Consider the following 22,131-nt stretch of genomic DNA (forward strand, 5'->3'; position numbering starts at 1 on the left):
GCGGCTTTTTTGTTGGTCTGGGTTAAGGTTTGCTTTGATCGAGAGATTCTAAGTGATCTAGAAACAGGGTGAAAATTTCCGACTGGGTAGAGGTGTCGAGGCGGGCATGGATGTTTTTTCTATGTACTTTCACTGTGCCTGCACTAATGCCCAGATCGTCGGCAATGGCTTTAGAAGAGTGACCCCGAAGGATCAAGCCAAGCACTTCTTGCTCTCTTTGCGTGAGTACGCCACTGGCAAAGGTTTTAAGGGCATGTTTGATTGGCCCCATAGAGGGTTGATAATCCAAATAGCCTCTAGATTGAGACAACCAAAACTGCTGGAACAAGGACTCTATTAGCGGGAAGACTTCCTTTAGCTTGTTCATTTCAACTCGCTTAATTGACCCCATCTGGCTCTTTCGACCCAATGAAATGGCGCAAGTGGTTTCATCGTCTAACGGGATGATTAGATTTATTTCATCCACCAAATCAAATTTTCGATAACAGGTTTGATAATACTCAGTGTCTTTAAACGAGTCTGGGGCAAGGTCAATGAGACGACTAATGCCACAGGTCATGCCTTGCTGAATGCTGTTAAATAAAGGGTCTAACAGATAGGCAGAGTTCAAATAGAGATTGAGAGTAGGGCTGTGAGCAGACTTGTCTTTAGGGTGAATAATGATGGGCTTAAAGGATTTTTTATAGGTCACTATGATGAGGGTATCGAAGTGACAAAGCCGCGCCAAAAAAGTCTCTAAAACCGTTGGAAAGCTCGGTACACGTAGGTGGTTCACCAGTACTGCCAGCTCCTTCAATGTGTCGGAAGAAATTCCGTCATGAGTGGGTTTGCTTGGCAACATGTGAACAGCCTCTTAAATGGTTATCAGTAAATTTCTACCATAAGGGATAATGAGGGAATAGTAAATATTGTGATCACAAAAATGAGTGGTTAATGACGTCTAAAAAATATTTTTTTATTTTTTTTGAAATTATTTTTGCGCAGATTGCTGAATAAATTCGTGTAGAAGTTCCGAAGTGCCAACAAAGGCAAAGCCTTCACGAATGTCTGCCGCGATGGCAATTTGCAGTGCGACAGCGTCCTGATTTTTTATCGCTTTTAGGGCTTCTTGGTGGCGATCAATGACGTAATGTTCCCGTACTTTTTCATTTGAAAGGCGTAAAAAAGGGCCAAGCTGTAACCATAAACTTTCAATTAAAGGCATACCAATTTGGTGCGGGTTAGCCGTATAGAGTAAGCGATGGAAGGCTTGGTTATAGGTAATGGTTGCTTCAAACTGCTGGAGTTTCATGGCCTGATCTATGTTTTTATCGAGGCATTCTAGCTGCTCCAAAATGGTGCTATTTATGTAGGGGAGTGCCCTGATAGCGGCATGAGACTCAAGCGCTATGCGTGTTTCACATAATTCTTGGAATTTCATGGCACTCATGGTCGGCACAATAATACGTCGATTCTCTTTCACTTCTAACGCCCGTTCTGCACACAATCTTTTGATGGCTTCACGAACCGGCATAGGGCTCACCCCTAAAATTTTTGCCAACTCCCGAAGCGTTAAACTGCGTCCCGGTAGGATCTGTCCACACATGACAGCGTGTCTTAAAACCTCATATACCCACTCGGTGATAGTTACACCGTCATTTCGGTCGGTTAATGTTATGTTTAAAGGAGCAGGCTTACTCAATTACTTATCCTTTTCGAGTTTTTTATTGTATAAAGATTCAATCTAATTCAATACAAAGTTCGGATCGGTTTACCAAAGATCGTAGTCTGATCATAGAGTGATATAAAAACATTACAACAATATAATTCTTTAAGTTGTGATCACAAAGTAAAGAATTATATTGTTCGTTTAACAACACAATAAAGCAATGCATATAAAGAGAGAGCAGGTTATGCCAGGACAGGTAATGGGTGACAAAGAGTTCGATCTGTTTATTACGGACTTGAATGGTAATCTGCGCGGTAAACGCATTCCCGCATCGGGACTTAAAGGCGTCATGCGCGATGGCGTTAAGCTTCCTCAATCAGTGATCGGTTTTGATCACTGGGGTGATGATGTTGTAGAAAATGGCTTGGTTTTTGAAACCGGTGACAGTGATGGTATCTGTATGCCCGTTCACACCACACCGATTCCTGTACCCTGGTCCGAAACCCCACGAGACCAAATCCTAGCCATGATGTACAACCCAGATGGCAGTGCTTTCTACCCAGACCCGCGCCAATTGTTGGCCAGTGTGGTGGAGCGCTTTAAAGCCCTAGGTTATACCCCTGTGGTGGCCACAGAGCTGGAATTTTATTTGTTAGATGGCGAGTCCGAAGCCAACCAGCGCCCACAAGAACCTTTAATGACAGAAGGTAATGGTCGTCGTTTAACCGATACCGACTGCTATTCCATTGAAGAAATGGACGGATTGTCTAACTTCTTTGCGGATGTGCGAGCAGCTTGTGAGGTTCAAGGCATCCCAGCAGACACCATTATTTCCGAATTAGGCCCAGGTCAGTTCGAAATCAACATGAAACATGTGGATGACGCTTTGTTAGCGGCAGACCACGCCAATATGTTTAAACGCTTGGTGAAAGGTGTGGCACGTAACTATGAATACGGCGCTACTTTCATGGCTAAACCTTATGCGCAAAAAAGTGGTAATGGCTTCCATGTGCATTTTAGTTTGCTAGATAAAGACGGTGTGAATGTGTTTGACGATGGTGGCGAAGAAGGTACGCCGTTATTGAAACACGCCGTGGCGGGTCTGCTCGACAACATGGCCGACAGCATGCTGATTTTTGCACCGCATCTTAATTCTTATCGTCGCTTCCAGAATGGTGCCCATGCACCGACTTTCGCAAGCTGGGGATATGAAAACCGTACCGTTGCGGTACGTATACCAGAAAGCCCGACTGTAGCTCGTCGTATCGAGCACAGGGTGGCGGGAGCAGATGCTAACCCTTATTTGGTGTTGGCGGCTGTTTTAGCGGCGGCATTAGATGGGATTGAACGTCAGCTTGAGCCGACAGCACCCATTGAAGGGGATGCGTACGCGGTGAGTGATGATTTCCCTATTTTGCCTAACCGTTGGGAATACGCCACTAAGGTGTTTAAGGAAAGTGCCTTTATGCAGGAGTATTTAGGTGAATCTTTTGTGCGTGTACTCAGTGCCGTCAAAGAGCAAGAACAAGAAAGGATTTACAGTCGTATTTCGGATGTAGAATACGAAGCCTATTTATAGGGTGTTTTGGTTATCTAAATGTTTATTTTTCTGGAGAATCGATAATGCAAATGAATAAAAAACTGCTGTCTGTAATGTGTTCTTTGTTGGTGTCTGGCGCTGCGGTGGCAGAAGACAAGGTGCTCAATATTTACAACTGGTCTGACTATGTGGCACCTGATGCCATCGCAAACTTTGAAAAAGAGACTGGCATCAAGGTTAACTATGATGTTTACGACAGCAACGAAGTACTTGAAGCCAAATTGATGGCGGGCGGTTCAGGTTATGACCTAGTTATGCCTTCCAACTCTTTCTTTGAGCGTCAGGTACAAGCGGGCATTTACCAAGAGATTGATAAATCTAAGCTAACCAATATTGCTAACCTAGATACGCAATTAGCAGATCAATTAGCGAAGCACGATGCGGGCAACAAACATAACATTCCATACGCTTGGGGTACGGTAGGCATTGGCTATAACGTAGACCTAGTAAAAGAGCGCTTGGGTGATGTGGAGATCGATTCTCTAGACATGCTGTTTAAGCCAGAAGTGGCCGCGAAATTGGCAGACTGTGGTATTGCGGTATTGGATTCACCTGCAGAAGTGATGGCGACGGTGAATAACTATTTGGGCGAAGATCCAAACTCAGAAAAAACCGATGTTCTGAATGCCAGTGCAAAAGTCTTGTCTGAAGCGCGTCCTTACTACAAGTACTTCCACTCTAGCCAGTATATTTCTGACTTAGCGAATGGGGAAATTTGTGTTGCATTAGGCTATAACGGCGACATTTTACAGGCTCAAGATCGTGCTGCAGAAGCAGGTCAGGGCGTAAATGTTGGCTATGTGATTCCTAAAGAAGGTGCTTTGGTGTGGTTTGATGTGATGGCAATTCCAAAGGATGCCCCACACGCAGATGCCGCTATGAAATACATAGATTACATCCTGCGTGCAGACATAGCAGCAGGCTTATCTAACTATGTTTTCTACGCAGTGCCAAATACCGCGGCTGAGCCTTTGCTTGATGCTGAGGTAGTTGAGAATAAAGGTATTTACCCAACTCAAGCGGTGAAGGATAAGCTCTTTATCCAGGTTGCTCACACCAAACGCTTTGACCGTTCGTTAACGCGCGCTTGGTCAAACATTAAAACGGGCCGTTAATCCCCAAGCCCTTTGGGAGCAATCCTAAAGGGCTATTTATTTACCCTTGGTTACTTCAAACCTTGTGAAAAGGTTTGAATCTATCGAATTAGAGCATATTGAATTAAAGGTAAAGCATGTCTATATCCTCAGAAACTGAAAAAACGAAACCACAAATCACTCAATCTTGGCGAGACACTAAGGCAAAGCCTTTCGTGCAGATCGAGCAGATTACCAAGAAATTTGGCGAATTTACTGCGGTGGATTCAGTTTCATTGGATATATATAAAAATGAGCTTTTCTGTCTTTTAGGTGGCTCAGGTTCAGGGAAAAGTACCTTGTTGCGTATGCTGGCTGGATTCGAAAAGCCTACGAGTGGACGCATCCTCATTGATGGTGTCGATATGGCAAATATCGAACCGTGGGAACGCCCTGTAAACATGATGTTTCAGTCCTATGCTTTGTTCCCTCATTTAAGCGTTGAAGCCAATGTAGCCTTTGGCTTGCGTCGCGAAGGGGTAAAGAGTCAAGAAGTGACTCAGCGTGTGCAGAAGATGCTAGACATGGTGCAATTGGGCCATCTAGCAAAACGTAAACCCCACATGCTATCCGGTGGTCAGCGCCAACGTGTGGCATTAGCCCGAGCCCTAATTAAACGCCCTAAGCTATTACTATTGGATGAGCCGTTAGGGGCGCTGGATAAAAAGCTACGGGAAGAAACCCAGTTCGAATTGATCAACCTGCAAGACGAGTTAGGCATCACCTTCGTGGTGGTAACCCATGACCAAGAAGAGGCCATGACGCTGGCGACTCGTATCGGGGTAATGGATCAGGGTAATATTGCTCAGATTGCGGAGCCTCATGAAATGTACGAATACCCAGCGAACCGTTTTGTTGCCCAGTTTATTGGTAACGTGAACCTGTTTGAAGGTTCAGTGATAACCAGCGAAAAGGACAGCGTGACCATACACTCTCCAGACATGGACCAACTAATAAAAGCCAACCATGGTATTAGCTGTGTGCCGAACCAGAGTGTTTCAGTGGCTATCCGTCCAGAAAAAATGCGCATTAGCCGTGAACGCCCTGATGCTGAGTTTAACAGTACGCCGGGAATCATCACAGATTACGCCTACATGGGCAGTCAGTCGGTCTTTAAAGTGCGTTTGGCCAGTGGTAAAGAAGTCCGCGTAACCTTGCCGAACAATGCACGAGATATGGGGGATAGATTGACTTGGGACGAGTCGGTTTATTTGTCTTGGGACATGCCTAGCAGCGTGGTATTAACGTCATGAATCTCGCTTCTTCCAATGTTGAGACGCAATCCTTTTTGCGTCGTCAATTAAGTCGATTGCTGGCGTTTAATATTGGTCGTTTGGCCGTTATATTGACGCCAACCCTGTGGTTAGCGGTGTTTTTCTTTATCCCATTTTTGGTGGTATTTAAAATATCCCTGGCGGAATCCATGATTGCTGTACCGCCGTATTCGCCATTGGTGGAATGGAACAGTGATGAAGCTTACGCCACTCTCAAAATTACCCTAGGTAATTATTTGTTTCTGTTTGAAAGCCGCTTTTATCTTGATGCTTACTTGAGCTCGATTCGTATTGCCGGCATCTCGACGTTTTTTACTTTATTGCTCGGTTTTCCGATTGCCTACTTGATTGCGAGAAGTAGCCCAACGCGACGTACTATCTTGTTGTCATTAGTGATTTTGCCATTTTGGACATCCTTTTTGTTACGTGTTTACGCTTGGATGGGATTGCTCAAGAAGAACGGAGTGGTCAATGAATTCCTCATGGGCTTAGGCATTATTGATGAGCCTTTGATCATGCTACAAACCGACTTTGCTGTGTACATAGGCATCGTATATACCTATTTACCCTTCATGATATTGCCACTTTATACGGCCCTGGAAAAAATGGATTTAACCTTACTCGAAGCCGCGAAAGATTTAGGCGCTAAGCCTTATCAAGCCTTCTTCCTTGTGACCATACCACAAGCCATGCCGGGTATTATTGCTGGCTGTTTGCTGGTGTTTATACCAGCTGTAGGGGAATTTATTATTCCTGCATTATTGGGTGGCTCAGACACTCTAATGATAGGTCGTGTCTTGTGGGACGAGTTCTTCTTGAACCGAGATTGGCCAATGGCTTCTGCCGTGGCTACCGTAATGCTGATCGTTCTGGTGGGACCTATTATGTTTATTCGTAGCCGTAGCAAGCAGGAGGAAGTGTAATGAAACGTGGATCTCTGTTTTTAAACGGCTCTGCTTTATTTGGTTTTGTGTTCTTATACGCGCCGATCATTTCTTTGATCATCTACAGCTTTAATGAATCCAAACTGGTGACAGTATGGAGTGGCTGGTCAATTAAGTGGTACATCGCGCTATTTCAAAACGAACAGATTATTGATGCGGCATTATTGAGCTTTAAAATCGCAGCCATCAGCGCCACCCTTGCGGCGGTGTTGGGAACCATGGCTGGGTTTGTGCTAAGTCGAATGGGACGCTTTCGTGGCAAGACGATTTTATCCGGTTGGGTAACGGCTCCCTTGGTAATGCCAGACGTTATTACTGGTTTGTCCCTGTTGCTGTTGTTTGTTGCCATGGAGTCAATGTTTGGTTGGCCAGCTGGTCGTGGTACTGGAACAATTGTTATCGCCCATACGACCTTTTGTTTGGCCTATGTGGCAGTTGTTGTACAGTCGCGCTTATCCTCCATGGACGAAACCTTGGAAGAAGCGGCAATGGATCTGGGCGCTAAGCCTTCTTCCTTGTTCTTCTTAGTGACCTTGCCCTTGATTGCACCAGCGATTATCTCAGGATGGCTGTTGTCTTTTACCCTATCTTTGGATGACTTAGTTATTGCCAGCTTTGTGTCTGGGCCGGGTAATAGTACGCTGCCTATGGTTATTTTTTCTAAGGTACGTTTAGGGGTGTCGCCTGAAGTCAACGCGTTGGCCAGCTTGATGATATTGGTGGTCGCTATTGCCGTCATCGCTGCCATTGTGATTATGCGTCGACAAGACAAGTACAAGATGCCCTAGCGAGTGATGTGATTATGTAGACAACATGGCCGCTTTCTATCAGAACAGTAGGAGCGGCCGATTTGAATAAGGTGAAATGAATGAAAGTTGGAATCTTAGCGGCGGGTATTACACCGGATAGCTTATTGCCAGAATTTGGTTCTTATGCAGGAATGTTTGTGACCTTGTTAGGACAACAAGCAGCAGATTTTGAATTTGAAATCTTCGATGTACGTGAGGATGTTTTTCCAGCCAATGCCAGTGTTTGTGATGCTTGGTTGATTACCGGGTCTCGGTCAAATGTGTATGAAGCTCTGCCTTGGATGCTAAAACTCAATGACCTGATTCGTGAAATCGACGCCAACAAACAACCCTTGGTGGGTATTTGTTTTGGTCATCAAATTATTGCCGATGCGCTTGGTGGTAAGGTCGCTAAGTTCGACGGTGGCTGGGGCGTCGGTATCCATCAATACGAGACAGTGCAGGGCATTGCTCCGGTAGCTGGATTAACGGAAAAGCTTGCTGAGTTTTCTATTTGTGCCATGCACCAAGACCAGGTGGTAGAGAAGCCAAGTCGAGCGACAAGGTTTGCCCAATCGAGCTTTTGTGAAAATGCAGGGCTGGTTTACGATCAGCATATTGTGACCTTACAAGGCCATCCAGAGTTTAGCAAAGCCTATGAATCGGTATTAATTGATACCCTTAAAGGGCAAAGTTTCTCTGCACAGATTGCTGAGCAAGGGGCTGAAAGTGTGGCAAGATGTGAGCTGGATTCGCCTGTGGTAATCGCTATGCTAGCTGACTTTATTAAAGCTGCGCATCAGGCTCGTATTGCATAGTTTTTGAAACTCTCGCGAACGCTGAACATAAAAATGCCCGCTAACTTTGAGGTTGCGGGCATTTTTGATAGTGCAGAGCAAAGTCTAAGGGGTAATGATTCGATAACCAAGCTTGCCAGTCACTTGACCTTGTTGATCCGCTGTTTTGATCGTAAAGCTGGCATCGTTTTTTTCTTGATTCGGGTTGATGGAGACAATCAATTGGCCATTGAGTAGGACCTGATAATCTTCGCTGAAGGTCACACTGAGTGTTTCCGACAAAGGTGGCTCGATAAGGAAGTTGTTATTTAAACGGATACTACGTTGCTCGCCACGTACCCATTGGCCAACTAAGGGTTGGGCATTGAAACCATTATCTGGGTGCTGAATGCTGATTTCTGAGAAGAAAATTTGTACATGATCGCCTTTCATCACGCTGCTTTTACGTTGCTTGGCTCGTTCGGCTTGTGAGGCTAAAGTGGCTTCAGCTTGTTGGTTATAGGCTTGTAATTCGAGTGTTTTCTGCTTCACCAAATTATCCGTTAGTTGTTCAGTGGTTAGGCTTCTAGGTAATTCTGGTGCTTTTTCTGGGCCCATGACATGAAGCAATGTTTGGTAGTTTTCTAGCGCAAGCTGATGTTCCGTGTTCATTTCACTGATGAGCTTTTTATCCACTAAAAGCGTTGGACTGGTGATTAAATTATCAGGATTTATTTGTGATGGTGTGGTGTGTTCGTGATCAGTTTCAGTTGTTGGCAACGCAAGCTCAGTGTCACCTCCATCGGTTTGAGTGTTCTCTGTTAGAGAGTCAGAAGTAGATTGGTCTGCTTGATTTGTAGACTGGTGCAGTGGCGATGTAGAACATGCACCCAGTAATAGAGTTAACAGCAAAAGGCCAAGACGATATGACAGCATGAAATAATCCTGAGATTAATAATAAATAATACAAACGCTAAGTATGAGGTATGCGCCTTGGCATGTCGAGGTACGACACGGGGAGATAGCCCTTATTTGTTGTAAAGCTTAGAACAAATAAGGGCTCAGAATTAAGCTTGCTGGGCTTGATTGAAAAGAATGCATTCGTCGAGGGTGACACCGGCACCACCAAAAATATCCAATGCACTACCTATGGTGAGATCCACTTTCCCTTGAGATAGAGTATGAACTCTTTTCAGATCTGAAAGTGAGCGAGCGCCCCCTGCGTAAGTAACTGGAACCGGGCAGTCTTGACCAAGTAGGCTGACAAGTTCTTCATCAATACCGGCTTGTAGGCCTTCTACGTCTGCGGCATGAATCAAAAACTCATCACAGTGGTTAGCCAGCTCAACTAAATTTTCTTGGTTGACTTGGGTAGAGGTAATGGTCTGCCAGCGGTCAGTTGCAATGTACCAACCATCTTGAGTACGTCGACAGCTTAGATCTAAAACAAGGCGGTCTACACCGGTTTCTCGTTTAATTTTGTCGAGTCTATCCCAAGAAAACTCACCGTCTTTAAATAGGTAGGAAGTCACAATAACATGGGAAGCACCTGCTTCTAAGTAACTTGCAGCATTATTGGCTTTTACACCGCCGCCAAATTGTAGACCGTTAGGGTAGGTGCGTAATGCGCTAATGGCTTCGTCTTGGTTGCCTTTGCCGAGGGCGATAACATGACCACCGGTCAAATTATGCTCGCGATACAAGGCTGCGTAATACGCCGCATCATAATCACTGATAAAATTCTCTTTGGCACCTTTATCATTAAGGCTACCACCTACAATCTGTTTTACCTTGCCTTGGTGAAGATCGATACAAGGGCGAAACTGAGTCACTTAAAGCTCCAAAACAATAGATGAATACAAGAGAGTCAGTGTAACCGATCCTAACGGCTTTAACGATATCTGTAAGGTGAGAAAAGTTTGTCTAAGGCGAGAATTACGCTTTGATAATTGTTATTATTTGAGAATTGATTCTATTAGCTTTGGTGAGACAAGTGCGAAAAATTCTACAAATAATGATGTTGATGGGTGTATTAGGAAATATTAACGTGAATGCTGAAACACAGAAAACAGCGGCTTCGATCGCTCAGCAAGTAAAGCCGGGAATGAGCGAAATATTCACCAAGCTTGAAGAGCACCAAGTAGTGGCCATCGGAGATGCGCACTTTTATCCTGAGGTAATGGGGTTTATAACTGGCCTAGTAACTCAGCCTGAATTTAGCCAACAGGTACGCCATATTATTGTCGAGTTTGGTAACTCTCAGCATCAAGCTCTGTTGGATCGCTATCTAATGGGGGGCGAGGTATCGGATCAAGAAATCAAACAAGTGTGGCAGGACGCTTTATATTTCACTGCTTGGACACCGAAAGTATACGGGGACTTTTTTAAGCACATTCGTGATTACAACTTACAGCAAGATAGCGACCAGAAAATCACCATAACCCTCGCTGAAGCCGCATTCGATTGGCAACAACTCTATTCAGGCCAGGCATGGCAGCAGCTCGCTAAAAACAAGGTCTCAGGCTATGTAAATCGAATCCGCAGCAGGTTAGCAAAAGACGAAAAAGCCCTCATGGTGTTTGGTGCATTTCATACATTAAGCTTGAGTGACGAGATTGCGACTAACCTTGCTGTTGCCCGAAGACCCTTGGTCAGTCAATTAGAGGAGTATGGCTACGATGTTTATGCGATTTGGCCGCTTATTCAGCCGACTTTAATGACAGAGCTCAGTTCACAAGGCGCAATAATCCCAGGTTTTATTGATATGCAAGAGAGCATGATCGGTGAGCGTGTATTTGTGGAAGATTTTGCTAAAGCAAAAGGAGCGTTACAGGCCATGCAAGCTCCGAATGCCCGTACTAAGGAGCTCTTTGATGGTTTGCTTTATCTTGGTGATATTCAGGCGGATTATGCATTGGATGAAAGTGTCCTTAACGATCAAGCATTTATCGATAAAGCAACAGAAAGGGTAAGAATGATTGGAGGGCGAGTGGAAGCCAAATTTATGGAATTGCTTGCACAGCCAAAGCCCTAAGGAAACAAAGCCCCGAGCCTTGGCATAATTTGTTATCATAAGGGCTGATTATTATTGGCAGCTCTTATGTTACAAATCTCTAACAACGTTTCCATCCCCGAGCATGAAATCGAACTGACGGCTATTCGAGCCCAGGGAGCAGGTGGTCAGAACGTTAATAAAGTTTCTTCAGCGATACATCTAAGGTTTAACGTTCATAACTCCAGCCTGCCTGTTTTCTATAAAGAGCGACTGTTATCGTTAAAAGATACCCGCCTCACCAAAGAAGGCGACATTGTTTTAAAAGCGCAACAGCATCGAACCCAAGAGCTCAATAGAGAAGATGCTTTGAATCGTTTAAAAGACTTGATCCTAGAAGCAACCAAAATACAAAAAGCTCGTCGTGCTACCCGGCCGACTAAATCTTCCCAGCGAAAGCGTATCGAAAAGAAAAAACAAAAAGGCCAAACCAAAAACCTACGCCAAAAAGTCAGTTACTAACTCTCTTATTTATCAGACAGGCATCATTCCAGACCAGGCATCATCAGCTCTCAAAACTTTCCCCTGATTATTTCCAAATCTTTTCTATACTTAATTGCTATTCCAAGGAAGGAGAGAGTCATGGCGGTTTCAAGGAGCAAGAAAATCTGTTTAGAAGATACTCCCTATTATCATTGTGTCTCTCGTTGTGTTCGACGAGCCTTTTTATGCGGGAAGGATTCTGCAACCGGAACGAGTTACGAACATCGGCGTGCTTGGGTCGAAAAGCGTTTATTGTTTCTAGCAGGCGTTTTTTCTATCGATGTTTGTGCTTACGCAGTAATGAGCAACCATTTGCATGTAGTTCTCCACGTAGACGAAGATTCAGTTAAGAATTGGTCCACACTAGAAGTACTTGACCGCTGGCATAGGTTACACAGAGGAACTTTCTTTACACAACAATATGTTAGAGGTGAGGCATTACCGGAACATACGCTTAAACTTGTTGAAAACCTTGCAGATACTTATCGAGCTCGTCTAATAAGTATTAGTTGGTTCATGAAAGAATTGAATGAGCCTATTGCTCGCAAAGCAAACAGTGAAGACAACTGCACTGGTCATTTTTGGGAAGGTCGATTCAAATCGCAAGCTTTGTTGGATGAGGCGGCCTTAATCTCCTGCATGGCTTATGTAGATTTAAATCCAATCCGTTCTGACATCTGCCAAACGCCAGAAGATTCGGATTATACCAGTGTTAAACAACGAGTAGCCTGTGCACAAAAGTGCTATCAGCCTAAAGCATTGTATCCTTTTGTGGGTAATCCTAGGCAAGACATACCCAGTGGTCTGCCTTTTAATTTAGTGGATTATCTAGAACTCCTAGATATGACGGGAAGAATAGTGAAATACGGAAAAGATGGAGTCATCAATGTTGAGCTCTTGCCTATTTTGAAGCGACTCAATATATCATCAGAAAACTGGCTGTCGATCGCCATAAAATTTGAAGAACGAACAGGGAGTGTGGTTGGCCAAGAACAATCAGTGAGTCATTATTGCCAATGTCATCATAAACGGCGAAAGGCTAGTCCAAAGAGCAGTCAATTGTTCGCTTAGCAAGCCAGAAAGCAACCTAAGTCCTTATAGGCATTCAATGTTAAATTGAGCCTTTGTTGCGCTTTCATTTTAGTAATTTCCTTATTTATTTTTCTTCTTCATACAAATAACTCAGCTTAACCCTTTCGCTCCATTAAACAGCTGCCTTCCTCCGCTGAAAAGGGTGTCTGCCTGATAGTTTGTGTAGAGATAAAGATGCCTGTCCCAGTTAGATGTTAGTCAGGTGAGGTGGGTATAAAGGTGTGTGTCCCAGTTAATTAGAGGGTGGTGTAAGGGGGCGTTTTTATTTGTAAACACTTTGTTTGATCTGGGTCAATAAATGGTGATCGGGGATGGTTTTTATTTAAGTTTATGATTTTTATGTATTTATTTTGTTTCTTTGTACACATACCTAGAGGCTCAATTTATCTTGATCTACAAAATTGACACAGGGCAATGTTCTGCTCGATGCCTTCACAGATAATCCACGCTCATAGTAGGCCTTAATGTTAAGGCTACGGTGAGGCGCTGTACAAAAAGAACATTGTATGAAAAAGATGTCTGAAGTCGCCTTTGTCTCAATCAAATGTATGGGTTGAAGTCATTATGATAAATGAAGCGGTCGTGGACCTCTCGCGGTTACAGTTTGCGTTAACGGTGATGTATCACTTTTTGTTTGTTCCCCTGACGCTAGGTATGGCGTTTTTGCTGGCGATTATAGAGTCTGTCTATGTAATCACTGGTAAGCAAGTTTACAAGGACATGGTGAAGTTCTGGGGCAAGTTGTTTGGTATTAACTTTGCACTCGGGGTGACCACAGGTCTTACCATGGAGTTTCAGTTTGGTATGAACTGGTCGTATTTCTCGCACTATGTGGGGGATATTTTCGGCGCGCCTTTGGCGATTGAAGGGTTAATGGCTTTCTTCCTTGAATCAACCCTAGTGGGTTTGTTCTTCTTTGGTTGGGACAGGCTTAGCAAGGTGAAGCACCTGATGGTGACTTGGGGGGTAGCGTTAGGCTCCAATTTGTCCGCTTTGTGGATCTTGATCGCCAATGGTTGGATGCAAAACCCTGTAGGCTCAGAGTTTAACTATGAAACCATGCGTATGGAGCTGGTGGATTTTGGCGCTTTGATATTGAACCCAGTGGCACAAGTTAAGTTTGTCCATACAGTCTCAGCCGGTTACACCACAGGGGCGATGTTTGTGCTGGTAGTGTCCAGCTATTATCTCCTTAAAGGCCGTGATCTAGCCTTCGCACGTCGCTCTTTCGCCATTGCTTCGGCGTTTGGTCTGGCGTCTGTGTTAAGTGTCATCATCTTGGGTGATGAGTCCGGTTACGAGTTGGGTGAAGTGCAAAAGGTTAAATTAGCTGCGGTCGAAGCTGAGTGGGAAACCCATGAAGCGCCAGCGCCTTTCACTATCATTGGTTTCCCTAACCAAGAGTTAGAAGAAACGGAATACGCGTTACGAGTGCCAGGGCTTATGGGCCTGATCGCCACCCGTTCTTTAACGGAAGAAGTAACCGGCCTGAAAGAGCTGAAAGAGCATAATCGCCAACGTATCATCAACGGCATTTATGCCAATCAATTGTTGGAAAAAATACGTTCAGGTGCAGCGGATGACTTAGTGATTGCCAACTTTGAAAAAGTAAAAGGTGATCTAGGTTATGGGCTACTGGTAACAGCTTACAATACAGATTTTAATCAAATCACAGCAGAGCAAATCGATCAGGCGGTAGATTATTCCATTCCGCAAGTCGCGCCTTTGTTCTTCTCATTCCGTGTCATGGTTGCTTGTGGCTTTATTATGCTAGTGGTATTTGCCGCCGCCTTTTATCAAAACGCTCGTCGTCGTATCGGTCAAAACCGTTTGTTTCTTAAAGCCATTATGCTGTGTTTGCCCCTGCCTTGGATCGCTTGTGAAACAGGCTGGTTCGTTGCGGAATACGGCCGTCAACCTTGGGCGATTGGTGAAATATTGCCAGTGCATGCGGCGGTTTCAAATCTAACTGCCGGTCAAATCTGGACCACCATGAGTATCATGACAGCACTTTACACCGTGTTCCTAATTGCCGAATTGTACCTAATGATACGTTTCTCTAAGCAAGGTCCATCAAGCTTGCATACGGGCCGCTACGCATTAGAAAAAGAAACCGCTCAGCTACACGCGAAGACAGAGGTGTAACATGGATTACGAATTTTTAAAGTTAATTTGGTGGGTGCTGGTTGGGGTATTACTGATTGGCTTTGCAGTGACCGATGGCTTCGACATGGGAGTTGGTAGCCTGTTGAAAGTGATAGGTCACACTGATTACGAACGTCGTATCATGATCAACTCGATAGCCCCTCACTGGGATGGTAATCAGGTCTGGTTTATTACCGCAGGTGGTGCCTTGTTTGCTGCTTGGCCTATGGTGTATGCCGCGTCTTTCTCTGGCTTTTATATGGCCATGATGCTGGTGTTGGCAGCGCTATTTTTCCGTCCCATTGGCTTTGACTACCGCTCAAAACTAGAAGGCAGTACTTGGCGTAACGCTTGGGATTGGGGCATTGTTTTTGGCTCTGCTGTACCGCCGATCGTGTTCGGTGTGGCCTTCGGTAATTTGCTGCAAGGAGTGCCATTTGAATTCGACAATTACCTACGCATGACTTACACAGGCTCTTTCTTTGCCCTGTTGAACCCGTTCGCAATCTTGTGTGGTTTGGTGAGTTTGCTAATGCTGGTGACTCAAGGGGGAGCGTGGCTGCAAATGAAAACCGAAGGGGACTTGCAACGTAAAGCTTCTAAGGCCACTTCCATTAGTGGTGGCTTAACTCTATTGCTGTTTATTGCGGCGGGTGTTTGGTTAGCAAAGGGTATCGATGGCTATGTTGTTACCAGTCAAATTGATGGTAATCAGGTGCTTAACCCTCTAATGAAGACAGCTGAAGCACAAGCGGGCGCTTGGCTAACCAATTACGATAAATATCCTCTGCTGATGTTAGCGCCGATCCTTGGGGTTTTAGGCATGCTGATGTCGGTGTTCGTGAAACAAGGTGTGTTGCCATTCTTAAGCTCTTCCATGGGGATTGCTGGCATTATCGTCACCGCTGGGGGCTCTATGTTCCCATTCTTGATGCCCTCATCTACTCACCCAAGTATGAGTTTAACCATGTGGGATGCCACTTCCAGTGAAAACACACTAACCATCATGTTCGTGGTGGCCTGTGTGTTTGTGCCGATTGTGTTGAGCTACACCCTGTGGAGTTATTTCGTGATGTATGGCCGCTTAAATAAAGCAGACATCGAAAATAACAAGCACTCACTTTATTAACCAATATGTATAGGACGCATGGTGGCGCATGGTCACCATGCAGGAGGAAAAATATGTGGTATTTCGCTTGGATTTTAGGCATTTTGTTGGCTTGCTCGTTCGGTATTATCAATGCCGTGTGGTTGGAGTTTAGTGGTTATGACGGGGAAGAAGAACAGTCCTAATTCATTCCAACAAAGGTTGTCACCATGCTAAGAAAGCAACGCAGCAAAGCAACTAAAGCACGTCGAGAAAAGTCTTTAGAGGGGCAGTTTTTGTCCTCATTAGCGCTTTCTCAACAACGTCGTTACCTTTGGGTGAAAGCCTTTGGGGTCCTGTTTACTTTGGCTCTTATTGTGCAGGCTTGGATGCTGGCTCAGGTATTTTCCGAACTTGCTTTGCAACAAAGCTTTAGCATGGTGTTTTTAGGCGTGGCTTTATTGGCCATGCTGGTGCGTGGCATGAGTAGTTTTGTCCGTGATGGTCTTAGCGCTGCCGCCAGCCGAGAGATCCGCTATGGGTTGCGGGCGAGACTGATAACAACACTTACTTCTCTTGGTCCTGCACGCTTAAACATTGATGAGGATGGTGGCTTATCTACTCGTATCTATGAGCAGATAGACGCCTTAGACGATTATTTCAGTCGTTATCTGCCCCAAGTGTTTATGGTGAGTTTTATTCCCTGTGCCATTCTACTCGCCGTGTTGCCTGTGTCTTGGGTCGCATTTGTCATCTTTATGGTGACAGCACCACTGGTCATTATCTTTATGATTTTTGTCGGTCATAAAGCGGCAAAAGCTAATCGAAAACAATTTTCGGTTTTGTCCATGTTGTCCAATCAATTTATGGACTTGAATCAAGGGCTGGCTGAGCTCAAACGCCTACAACAATGTGAACAAGCCAAGCAACGCTTGTCGACCAGTGCCAGCGCCTATCAGCGCACCACAATGAAGGTGCTGCGTTTAGCTTTTTTATCGACCGCCACGCTAGAGCTGTTTGCCTCCTTAGCGATCGCCATGGTGGCCCTGTATTTAGGGCTGGGCTTATTAGAAGCTTTGCCTTGGCAGTTAGGGGAGTCGCCAGTTACTCTCACCCAAGCCATGTTCTTGTTACTGCTTGCTCCTGAGTTTTACTTGCCCTTACGCCAATTAGGTAATGACTATCATGCCAAGCAAAAAGCCGAAGCCGCCGCGACGGATTTGATGGAAATTAGCCAATTCGCTGAAAAAACAACCCTAGAACAAGCCGTCTCTTGGGCAGAAAAATCTATGGTGTATAAGCAAGCAAACCAGCAAGGGGACGACAGCCTGATAAGTTTTGAGGGCTTTGCTTGGCAAGAGTCGGGTCGAACCCGCCTCGGCGACATAAACGCACAGTTAGGCAAAGGTGAAAGAGTCTGGCTAAGCGGTGAGTCTGGAGTAGGCAAGTCGAGCCTATTGCACGTGTTGCTAGGCTTTGAGAAGGGTTACAGCGGCCAGCTAATCGTTGCAGGAGAGGATTTTCGTCAGTTAGATATGAAGGCTTGGCGGCAGCGTCTGGCTTGGTTGCCTCAAAAACCTGAATGGGTGAATGGTAGTATTCGTCGTAACCTCCTTCTGGGTATAGAAGGGTCTTGCCAAGAGGATATAGAACAAGCTCTTAAAGACAGTCAATGCGCAGATTTTATTCAGGCTCTACCGGATGGTTTGGAAACCAAGCTAAATGAGATGGGGGGCGGCTTATCTGGCGGCCAAATGCAGCGTTTAGCCATAGTTCGAGCTTTGTTGTCCAAAGCTGATGTTTGGCTATTGGACGAGCCTTGTTCTGGTTTAGATGTGGACACCGCCAAGGCTGTTTTAGCCACCTTAGAGAAAGCATCAAAAGGCAAAACCATGTTGGTGATCAGTCATGATACCCACCCGATACCTTGGGCCGATCGCCATTGGCAGCTAAGTAAAGGAGGCCTGTATGAAGCAGAGCAAAAAGCTATCGCTTAAAAGCGTCATTTTGGCTCAGCCTATGAGCTTTATTGTGCCTGTCCTGCTTGGGGCCATTGCCAGTTTAGCGGCGGTGGTATTACTGGGCTTGTCTGGCTGGTTTATCAGCGCGGCAGGGCTGGCGACTGCGTTGGGGCTGGCTCTGGTGTTTAATTATTTAACCCCAGGGGCGATTGTCCGCCTTATGGCAATATTACGCACCGCTGGGCGTTATGGTGAGCAAGTCACGGCCCATAATCATCTTTTAGGCCTATTGCGAACGCTTAGATTATGGGTTTGGGAGCAAAGGGTTAAGCAAGCTTCGGCGGATCAAAGCCAGCAAGCAAAAGGGGATCTGCTACAGCGCCTAGTGGGTGACCTTGACCTGATTATTCGTTGGCCACTGGCGGTTTTCCTACCTTGGTTATACGCCAGCTTGGCCTACCTTGGAGTAATGGTATTTGCCCGTTTGATTGATCCAATCCTTATTTGGCCTTTGTTATGTGGGGCTTTTTGTCATTTGATTGCATTGCCTTATATTGCAGGGAGGCAGGCTCGTCGCGCTGTTCACATAGGGCAAATTTTAGGCACCCATAGACGCAGTCGTTTCATTAGCTTTTTTTCTGCTCTGGTAACTTTGACGATTCGCGGTCACTGGCAAGATTATGGCGCTCGCTTAAAAGTGCTCGATACGAGACAACAAAAAATGGAGGCGAGAATTCAGAAGGCCACCATTAGTGGAAGATTAGCTGCTTATATAGTGACCATAGGGCTTCTGTTTAGCTGCTTTTATCTGCTGTCTGTTTGGCAAGATGGGCGTTTCTATCTCAATGAAGGCGTTCAAGGGCCTTGGGTGGTCGGTTTTATTTTATCCATCCTTGCGGTCAACGAATTAGTCTTGCCACTTATCCAGTGCTTTGTGGCGCAGGGGCAATCTCAGGTGGGTATAAAACGTTTAAATCAATTGTGCCAAGATCATGAGCTAGAAGATCAACCCTTATCGTCAAAAGTTGAAACGATTGAGCTGCATCAGTGGCGAGGCTTTCATGGGGCGACAGGCTTGGGTAACGAACCCTTAACGATGCAGGTAAAAAGAGGCGATTGCTGGTGGCTAAAAGGGACGAGTGGTGCTGGGAAGTCGACGTTTTTAGCGGCTTTGGCAGGTGACTGTCTGTCTCAAGGTGAAGCTTTGTTAAATGGTCAGTCTATCGACTTTTATCAGCATCAGGGCGTTCGCCAAGTGATCAGCTATTTGCCCCAATCCCCCTACGTTTTCCAGCAAAGCATTGGGGCGAATTTATTACTGGGCAACTCTCAAGCGACAGAAGAGGAGCTGTGGGCAGTATTAGAAGCTGTGGCATTAGCTGATTGGGTAAAAACCTTACCCAATGGTTTGAATACCTTATTAGCGCCTCAAGGTAGGGATTTATCGGGTGGTCAATGCAGGCGTTTGGTGCTGGCGCGCTTGTTATTGAGAAAAGCCCCAGTGTTACTACTGGATGAGCCTTTTGATGGCTTGGATAAAGAAACTATTGCCCATTTAAGTCATCACCTAATGGGAGACTTTAAGCCAGATATCTTGTTACTCGTTAGCCATGTTTCGAGCCCTTTAGGGGAGCAGGCTAAGATCCTAACCTTATAAAGTGGCTTCTAGAGGGGCTGCCTAGGGCTGAGATACCTAAGTGGCCAAGTTTTGAAATACCTTTTGTCATATATTTTCTCTACAATACAGCCAGTTTGATTTTTAGGACATGGCATGGCTCACAAAGAAATTGTGTATGTGAAGGTAGCAAACCCTGGCAGTGCCGCGGGTGGTATAGCTTGTCTATTTGCTGTCTTAGGTATTTTTACTCTTGGGGTAGTGTTTGTGCCATTAGCGGCCGTTATTGCCTTAGTAGGCAGCGTGATGGCGATAATGCATCTGAATATTGCGGGTATGGCGATGAACGCATTAGCATGGTTTTTAGTCATTATTGGTATTCTTACCTCTCCAGTGCTGTTGGCTTTCTTCTTCGCCATACTCAGGGCCCTGCATATCCAATACACCTAATAGCAAAGGAGCTAACATGAAGTTTCTATTATTTTTAGGCAGTGTGCGTGACAGCACACCACCGCGACCAGCGCGATTAGGCTTAAGAGTTGCTCTGGCCTGTATGGCCGCTTTTAAACACTATTATCCTGACCACGAAATCGAACTTATTGATGCGCTGGATTTTCCTGTGGAACCTGTCTTCAAACCACACTTTGCTTACTCGAAAGATCGAGCCCCAGCCCAGCTCAACGAACTAGCCCAGAAAATTGCCGACAGTGATGGTTATTTGATGGTGAGTCCAGAATACAACCACACCATGAGCCCGGCTTTAGCGAACTTGCTGAATCATTTTGGCAGTTCCCTGTTTTCTTATAAACCAAGCGCGATCGTAAGTTACTCTGCGGGGCAGTGGGGTGGGATGCGTGCAGCCGTCACAATGCGAACTTTTCTGGCTGAGTTAGGTTGCTTGCCTGTTTCCGCCATGATCCATGTGCCAAAAGCTCAGCAAGTTTTTGATGAGCAAGGCGAGATGATGCCAGGAGAAGAACAAGCGGACTGGTATGAATATTTTGCCCGCACCATCCATCAGTTAGAATGGTGGGCACAGGCCACTCATGATCATAGGGAAGAGGTCGATCCGCTTTCAAAAACGGCCACTTTTAAGCAAAATCCAGCGCAACGTAACGCCCCTTAAGGGTGGGGTGAGGGCAAAATTGTTATTTTTGTCACTCAACGATTGCCATAAGATAAACAGATGTATATTCTGTACGCCTTGCTAATAATATAATAATACAATTACACCTTTTAGGAGTTAAATATGTCTAAACCAGTTATTGGTTTTATTGGCCTTGGCCTTATGGGCGGCAACATGGTTGAAAACCTGCAAAAGCGCGGTTTTCAAGTAAATGTTATGGACCTTAACAAAGACGCTGTTGCAGCTGTTATTGCTCGTGGTAACGCAACAGAAGCGTCATCTGCGAAAGAACTTGCTGAAAACAGCGACATCGTGATGTTGGCTCTTACGACATCTGCGGTTGTTGAAAAAGTTGTTTACGCAGAAGACGGCATCCTAGCTGGTATTAAAGAAGGTTCTGTTCTAATCGATTTCGGTACTTCTATCCCGGCTTCTACACGTAAAATTGGTGCTGATCTTGCTAAGAAAGGCGCGGGCATGATCGATGCTCCATTGGGCCGTACACCTGCTCATGCTAAAGATGGTCTACTAAACATCATGGCTGCTGGCGATCTTGAAACTTTCAACAAAGTTAAGCCAGTGTTGGATGAGCAAGGCGAAAACGTTTTCCACCTAGGCGCTCTAGGTGCTGGTCACACAACGAAATTGATCAACAACTTCATGGGTATGACAACCGTTACGGCTATGTCTCAAGCCTTTGCTGTTGCGGACAAAGCAGGCGTAGATCGTCAGCAATTGTTTGACATCATGTCTACTGGACCTTCTAACTCTCCATTCATGGGCTTTTGTAAAAACTACGCTGTAGATGGCGTAAGTGACCTAGGTTTCTCTATTGCAAACGCGAATAAAGACCTTGGCTACTTCCTAGAAATGGTTAACGATCTAGGTACAGAGTCTAAAATTGCTGAAGGTACTTCTGCAAACCTACAAGCTGCGGTTGCAGCGGATATGGGTAACGGCAACGTTCCAGAGATCTTTGATTACTTTCTTAAACTAGCTAAGTAATCTCACGCTCTGTAAATAAGGCCGGATGAAGCAAATCTCGCATCATCCGGCCTTATTACTTCACAATTCTTCCATTCTGTTCACCCTATAAAATCGTCTATATTCATGCTTTTTCAACATTCTCTTTTGCTTATCCGCTTTTTTTGATTTTTTCCGTCTAAAACCCCTTTAAACCCTGTTATTTGGCCACTTTTTACAGTTTTTTTAAGTTGTTTTCATTATCTGAATTTTACCAATTTGCTTGCACCTTTGACTCTAGAAGGATGTGGTCTTGGGCACTATCATAGCCCGCATACGATAGATAAGGCCTCCACTGGAGAGTAACGCATCGGGGCGTTAGAGAATTCAGCAAAGGAGTTGCCTGAGTCATCGATATGGCAAATCGACCAAGGTCTTTGTCAA

The 22,131-nt window shown here is 45.2% G+C and carries 21 protein-coding genes; 17 read left to right on the forward strand and 4 right to left on the reverse strand.

The features are described 5' to 3' along the window. Positions 1-22: 22 nt before the first annotated feature. Together ACUM5Y_RS05335 and ACUM5Y_RS05340 are read right to left on the reverse strand one after the other, a co-directional pair. Positions 23-841, reverse strand: a complete 819-nt coding sequence (locus ACUM5Y_RS05335) for a LuxR C-terminal-related transcriptional regulator (RefSeq protein WP_445975832.1) — start codon at positions 839-841, stop codon at positions 23-25. 129 nt (positions 842-970) lie between these two features. Further along, entirely contained in the window at positions 971-1,681 is a 711-nt protein-coding gene (locus tag ACUM5Y_RS05340; protein WP_445975833.1) for a GntR family transcriptional regulator, read from the reverse strand. A gap of 211 nt (positions 1,682-1,892) precedes the next feature. On the opposite strand from ACUM5Y_RS05340, the gene ACUM5Y_RS05345 reads away from it, so the two are divergent. From ACUM5Y_RS05345 to ACUM5Y_RS05370, 6 genes are all read left to right on the forward strand, one after another. After that, positions 1,893-3,227, forward strand: a complete 1,335-nt coding sequence (locus tag ACUM5Y_RS05345) for a glutamine synthetase family protein (protein ID WP_445975834.1) — start codon at positions 1,893-1,895, stop codon at positions 3,225-3,227. Positions 3,228-3,271: 44 nt separating this feature from the next. After that, positions 3,272-4,363, forward strand: coding sequence for a polyamine ABC transporter substrate-binding protein (locus tag ACUM5Y_RS05350; RefSeq protein ID WP_445975835.1), 1,092 nt, complete (start codon positions 3,272-3,274; stop codon positions 4,361-4,363). Between the two features lie 116 nt (positions 4,364-4,479). Next, complete coding sequence (locus ACUM5Y_RS05355; RefSeq protein WP_445975836.1) at positions 4,480-5,634, forward strand: ABC transporter ATP-binding protein; 1,155 nt, start codon at positions 4,480-4,482, stop codon at positions 5,632-5,634. Beyond that, entirely contained in the window at positions 5,631-6,578 is a 948-nt protein-coding gene (locus ACUM5Y_RS05360) for an ABC transporter permease subunit (RefSeq protein ID WP_445975837.1), read from the forward strand. Before ACUM5Y_RS05355 ends, ACUM5Y_RS05360 begins: the two co-directional genes overlap by 4 nt. Beyond that, complete coding sequence (locus tag ACUM5Y_RS05365; RefSeq protein WP_445975838.1) at positions 6,578-7,387, forward strand: ABC transporter permease subunit; 810 nt, start codon at positions 6,578-6,580, stop codon at positions 7,385-7,387. Before ACUM5Y_RS05360 ends, ACUM5Y_RS05365 begins: the two co-directional genes overlap by 1 nt. Before the next feature lie 80 nt (positions 7,388-7,467). After that, positions 7,468-8,205: a glutamine amidotransferase-related protein gene (locus ACUM5Y_RS05370; protein WP_445975839.1), complete on the forward strand. Its 738-nt coding sequence runs from the start codon at positions 7,468-7,470 to the stop codon at positions 8,203-8,205. A gap of 84 nt (positions 8,206-8,289) precedes the next feature. On the opposite strand, the gene ACUM5Y_RS05375 is transcribed toward ACUM5Y_RS05370, so the two are convergent. Beyond that, the gene (locus ACUM5Y_RS05375; RefSeq protein ID WP_445975840.1) at positions 8,290-9,099 is read right to left on the reverse strand and encodes a hypothetical protein; all 810 of its coding nucleotides are present in this window, start codon (positions 9,097-9,099) and stop codon (positions 8,290-8,292) included. A 131-nt stretch (positions 9,100-9,230) separates the two neighbouring features. Continuing rightward, positions 9,231-9,995 (reverse strand): phosphoribosylformimino-5-aminoimidazole carboxamide ribotide isomerase, encoded by a 765-nt coding sequence (hisA, locus tag ACUM5Y_RS05380; protein WP_445975841.1) that lies wholly within the window; start codon positions 9,993-9,995, stop codon positions 9,231-9,233. 161 nt (positions 9,996-10,156) lie between these two features. On the opposite strand from hisA, the gene ACUM5Y_RS05385 reads away from it, so the two are divergent. The 11 genes from ACUM5Y_RS05385 (at position 10,157) to ACUM5Y_RS05435 (ending at position 21,729) form a co-directional block, all read left to right on the forward strand. Further along, entirely contained in the window at positions 10,157-11,197 is a 1,041-nt protein-coding gene (locus tag ACUM5Y_RS05385) for a hypothetical protein (RefSeq protein ID WP_445975842.1), read from the forward strand. A 66-nt stretch (positions 11,198-11,263) separates the two neighbouring features. Then, positions 11,264-11,677 (forward strand): alternative ribosome rescue aminoacyl-tRNA hydrolase ArfB, encoded by a 414-nt coding sequence (gene arfB, locus ACUM5Y_RS05390; protein WP_445975843.1) that lies wholly within the window; start codon positions 11,264-11,266, stop codon positions 11,675-11,677. A 120-nt stretch (positions 11,678-11,797) separates the two neighbouring features. After that, positions 11,798-12,769 (forward strand): transposase, encoded by a 972-nt coding sequence (locus tag ACUM5Y_RS05395; protein ID WP_445975844.1) that lies wholly within the window; start codon positions 11,798-11,800, stop codon positions 12,767-12,769. Positions 12,770-13,354: 585 nt separating this feature from the next. Beyond that, positions 13,355-14,935 (forward strand): cytochrome ubiquinol oxidase subunit I, encoded by a 1,581-nt coding sequence (locus ACUM5Y_RS05400; protein ID WP_445976299.1) that lies wholly within the window; start codon positions 13,355-13,357, stop codon positions 14,933-14,935. Position 14,936: 1 nt separating this feature from the next. Next, positions 14,937-16,064 (forward strand): cytochrome d ubiquinol oxidase subunit II, encoded by a 1,128-nt coding sequence (cydB, locus tag ACUM5Y_RS05405; RefSeq protein WP_445975845.1) that lies wholly within the window; start codon positions 14,937-14,939, stop codon positions 16,062-16,064. A 53-nt stretch (positions 16,065-16,117) separates the two neighbouring features. Continuing rightward, positions 16,118-16,228 (forward strand): cytochrome bd-I oxidase subunit CydX, encoded by a 111-nt coding sequence (gene cydX / locus ACUM5Y_RS05410; protein WP_445975846.1) that lies wholly within the window; start codon positions 16,118-16,120, stop codon positions 16,226-16,228. 24 nt (positions 16,229-16,252) lie between these two features. After that, positions 16,253-18,019 carry a thiol reductant ABC exporter subunit CydD gene (gene cydD, locus ACUM5Y_RS05415; protein WP_445975847.1) on the forward strand — a complete coding sequence of 589 codons (1,767 nt, stop codon included), beginning with the start codon at positions 16,253-16,255 and terminating at the stop codon, positions 18,017-18,019. After that, the gene (locus tag ACUM5Y_RS05420; protein WP_445975848.1) at positions 17,991-19,640 is read left to right on the forward strand and encodes an amino acid ABC transporter ATP-binding/permease protein; all 1,650 of its coding nucleotides are present in this window, start codon (positions 17,991-17,993) and stop codon (positions 19,638-19,640) included. The genes cydD and ACUM5Y_RS05420 overlap by 29 nt, the downstream gene beginning before the upstream one ends. A 114-nt stretch (positions 19,641-19,754) precedes the next feature. Then, positions 19,755-20,048 carry a hypothetical protein gene (locus ACUM5Y_RS05425; protein ID WP_445975849.1) on the forward strand — a complete coding sequence of 98 codons (294 nt, stop codon included), beginning with the start codon at positions 19,755-19,757 and terminating at the stop codon, positions 20,046-20,048. Positions 20,049-20,064: 16 nt separating this feature from the next. Next, positions 20,065-20,724 carry an NADPH-dependent FMN reductase gene (locus ACUM5Y_RS05430; protein ID WP_445975850.1) on the forward strand — a complete coding sequence of 220 codons (660 nt, stop codon included), beginning with the start codon at positions 20,065-20,067 and terminating at the stop codon, positions 20,722-20,724. Positions 20,725-20,847: 123 nt separating this feature from the next. Continuing rightward, the gene (locus ACUM5Y_RS05435) at positions 20,848-21,729 is read left to right on the forward strand and encodes an NAD(P)-dependent oxidoreductase (protein WP_445975851.1); all 882 of its coding nucleotides are present in this window, start codon (positions 20,848-20,850) and stop codon (positions 21,727-21,729) included. Positions 21,730-22,131: the final 402 nt, after the last annotated feature.

This window comes from Marinomonas dokdonensis (assembly GCF_052747885.1).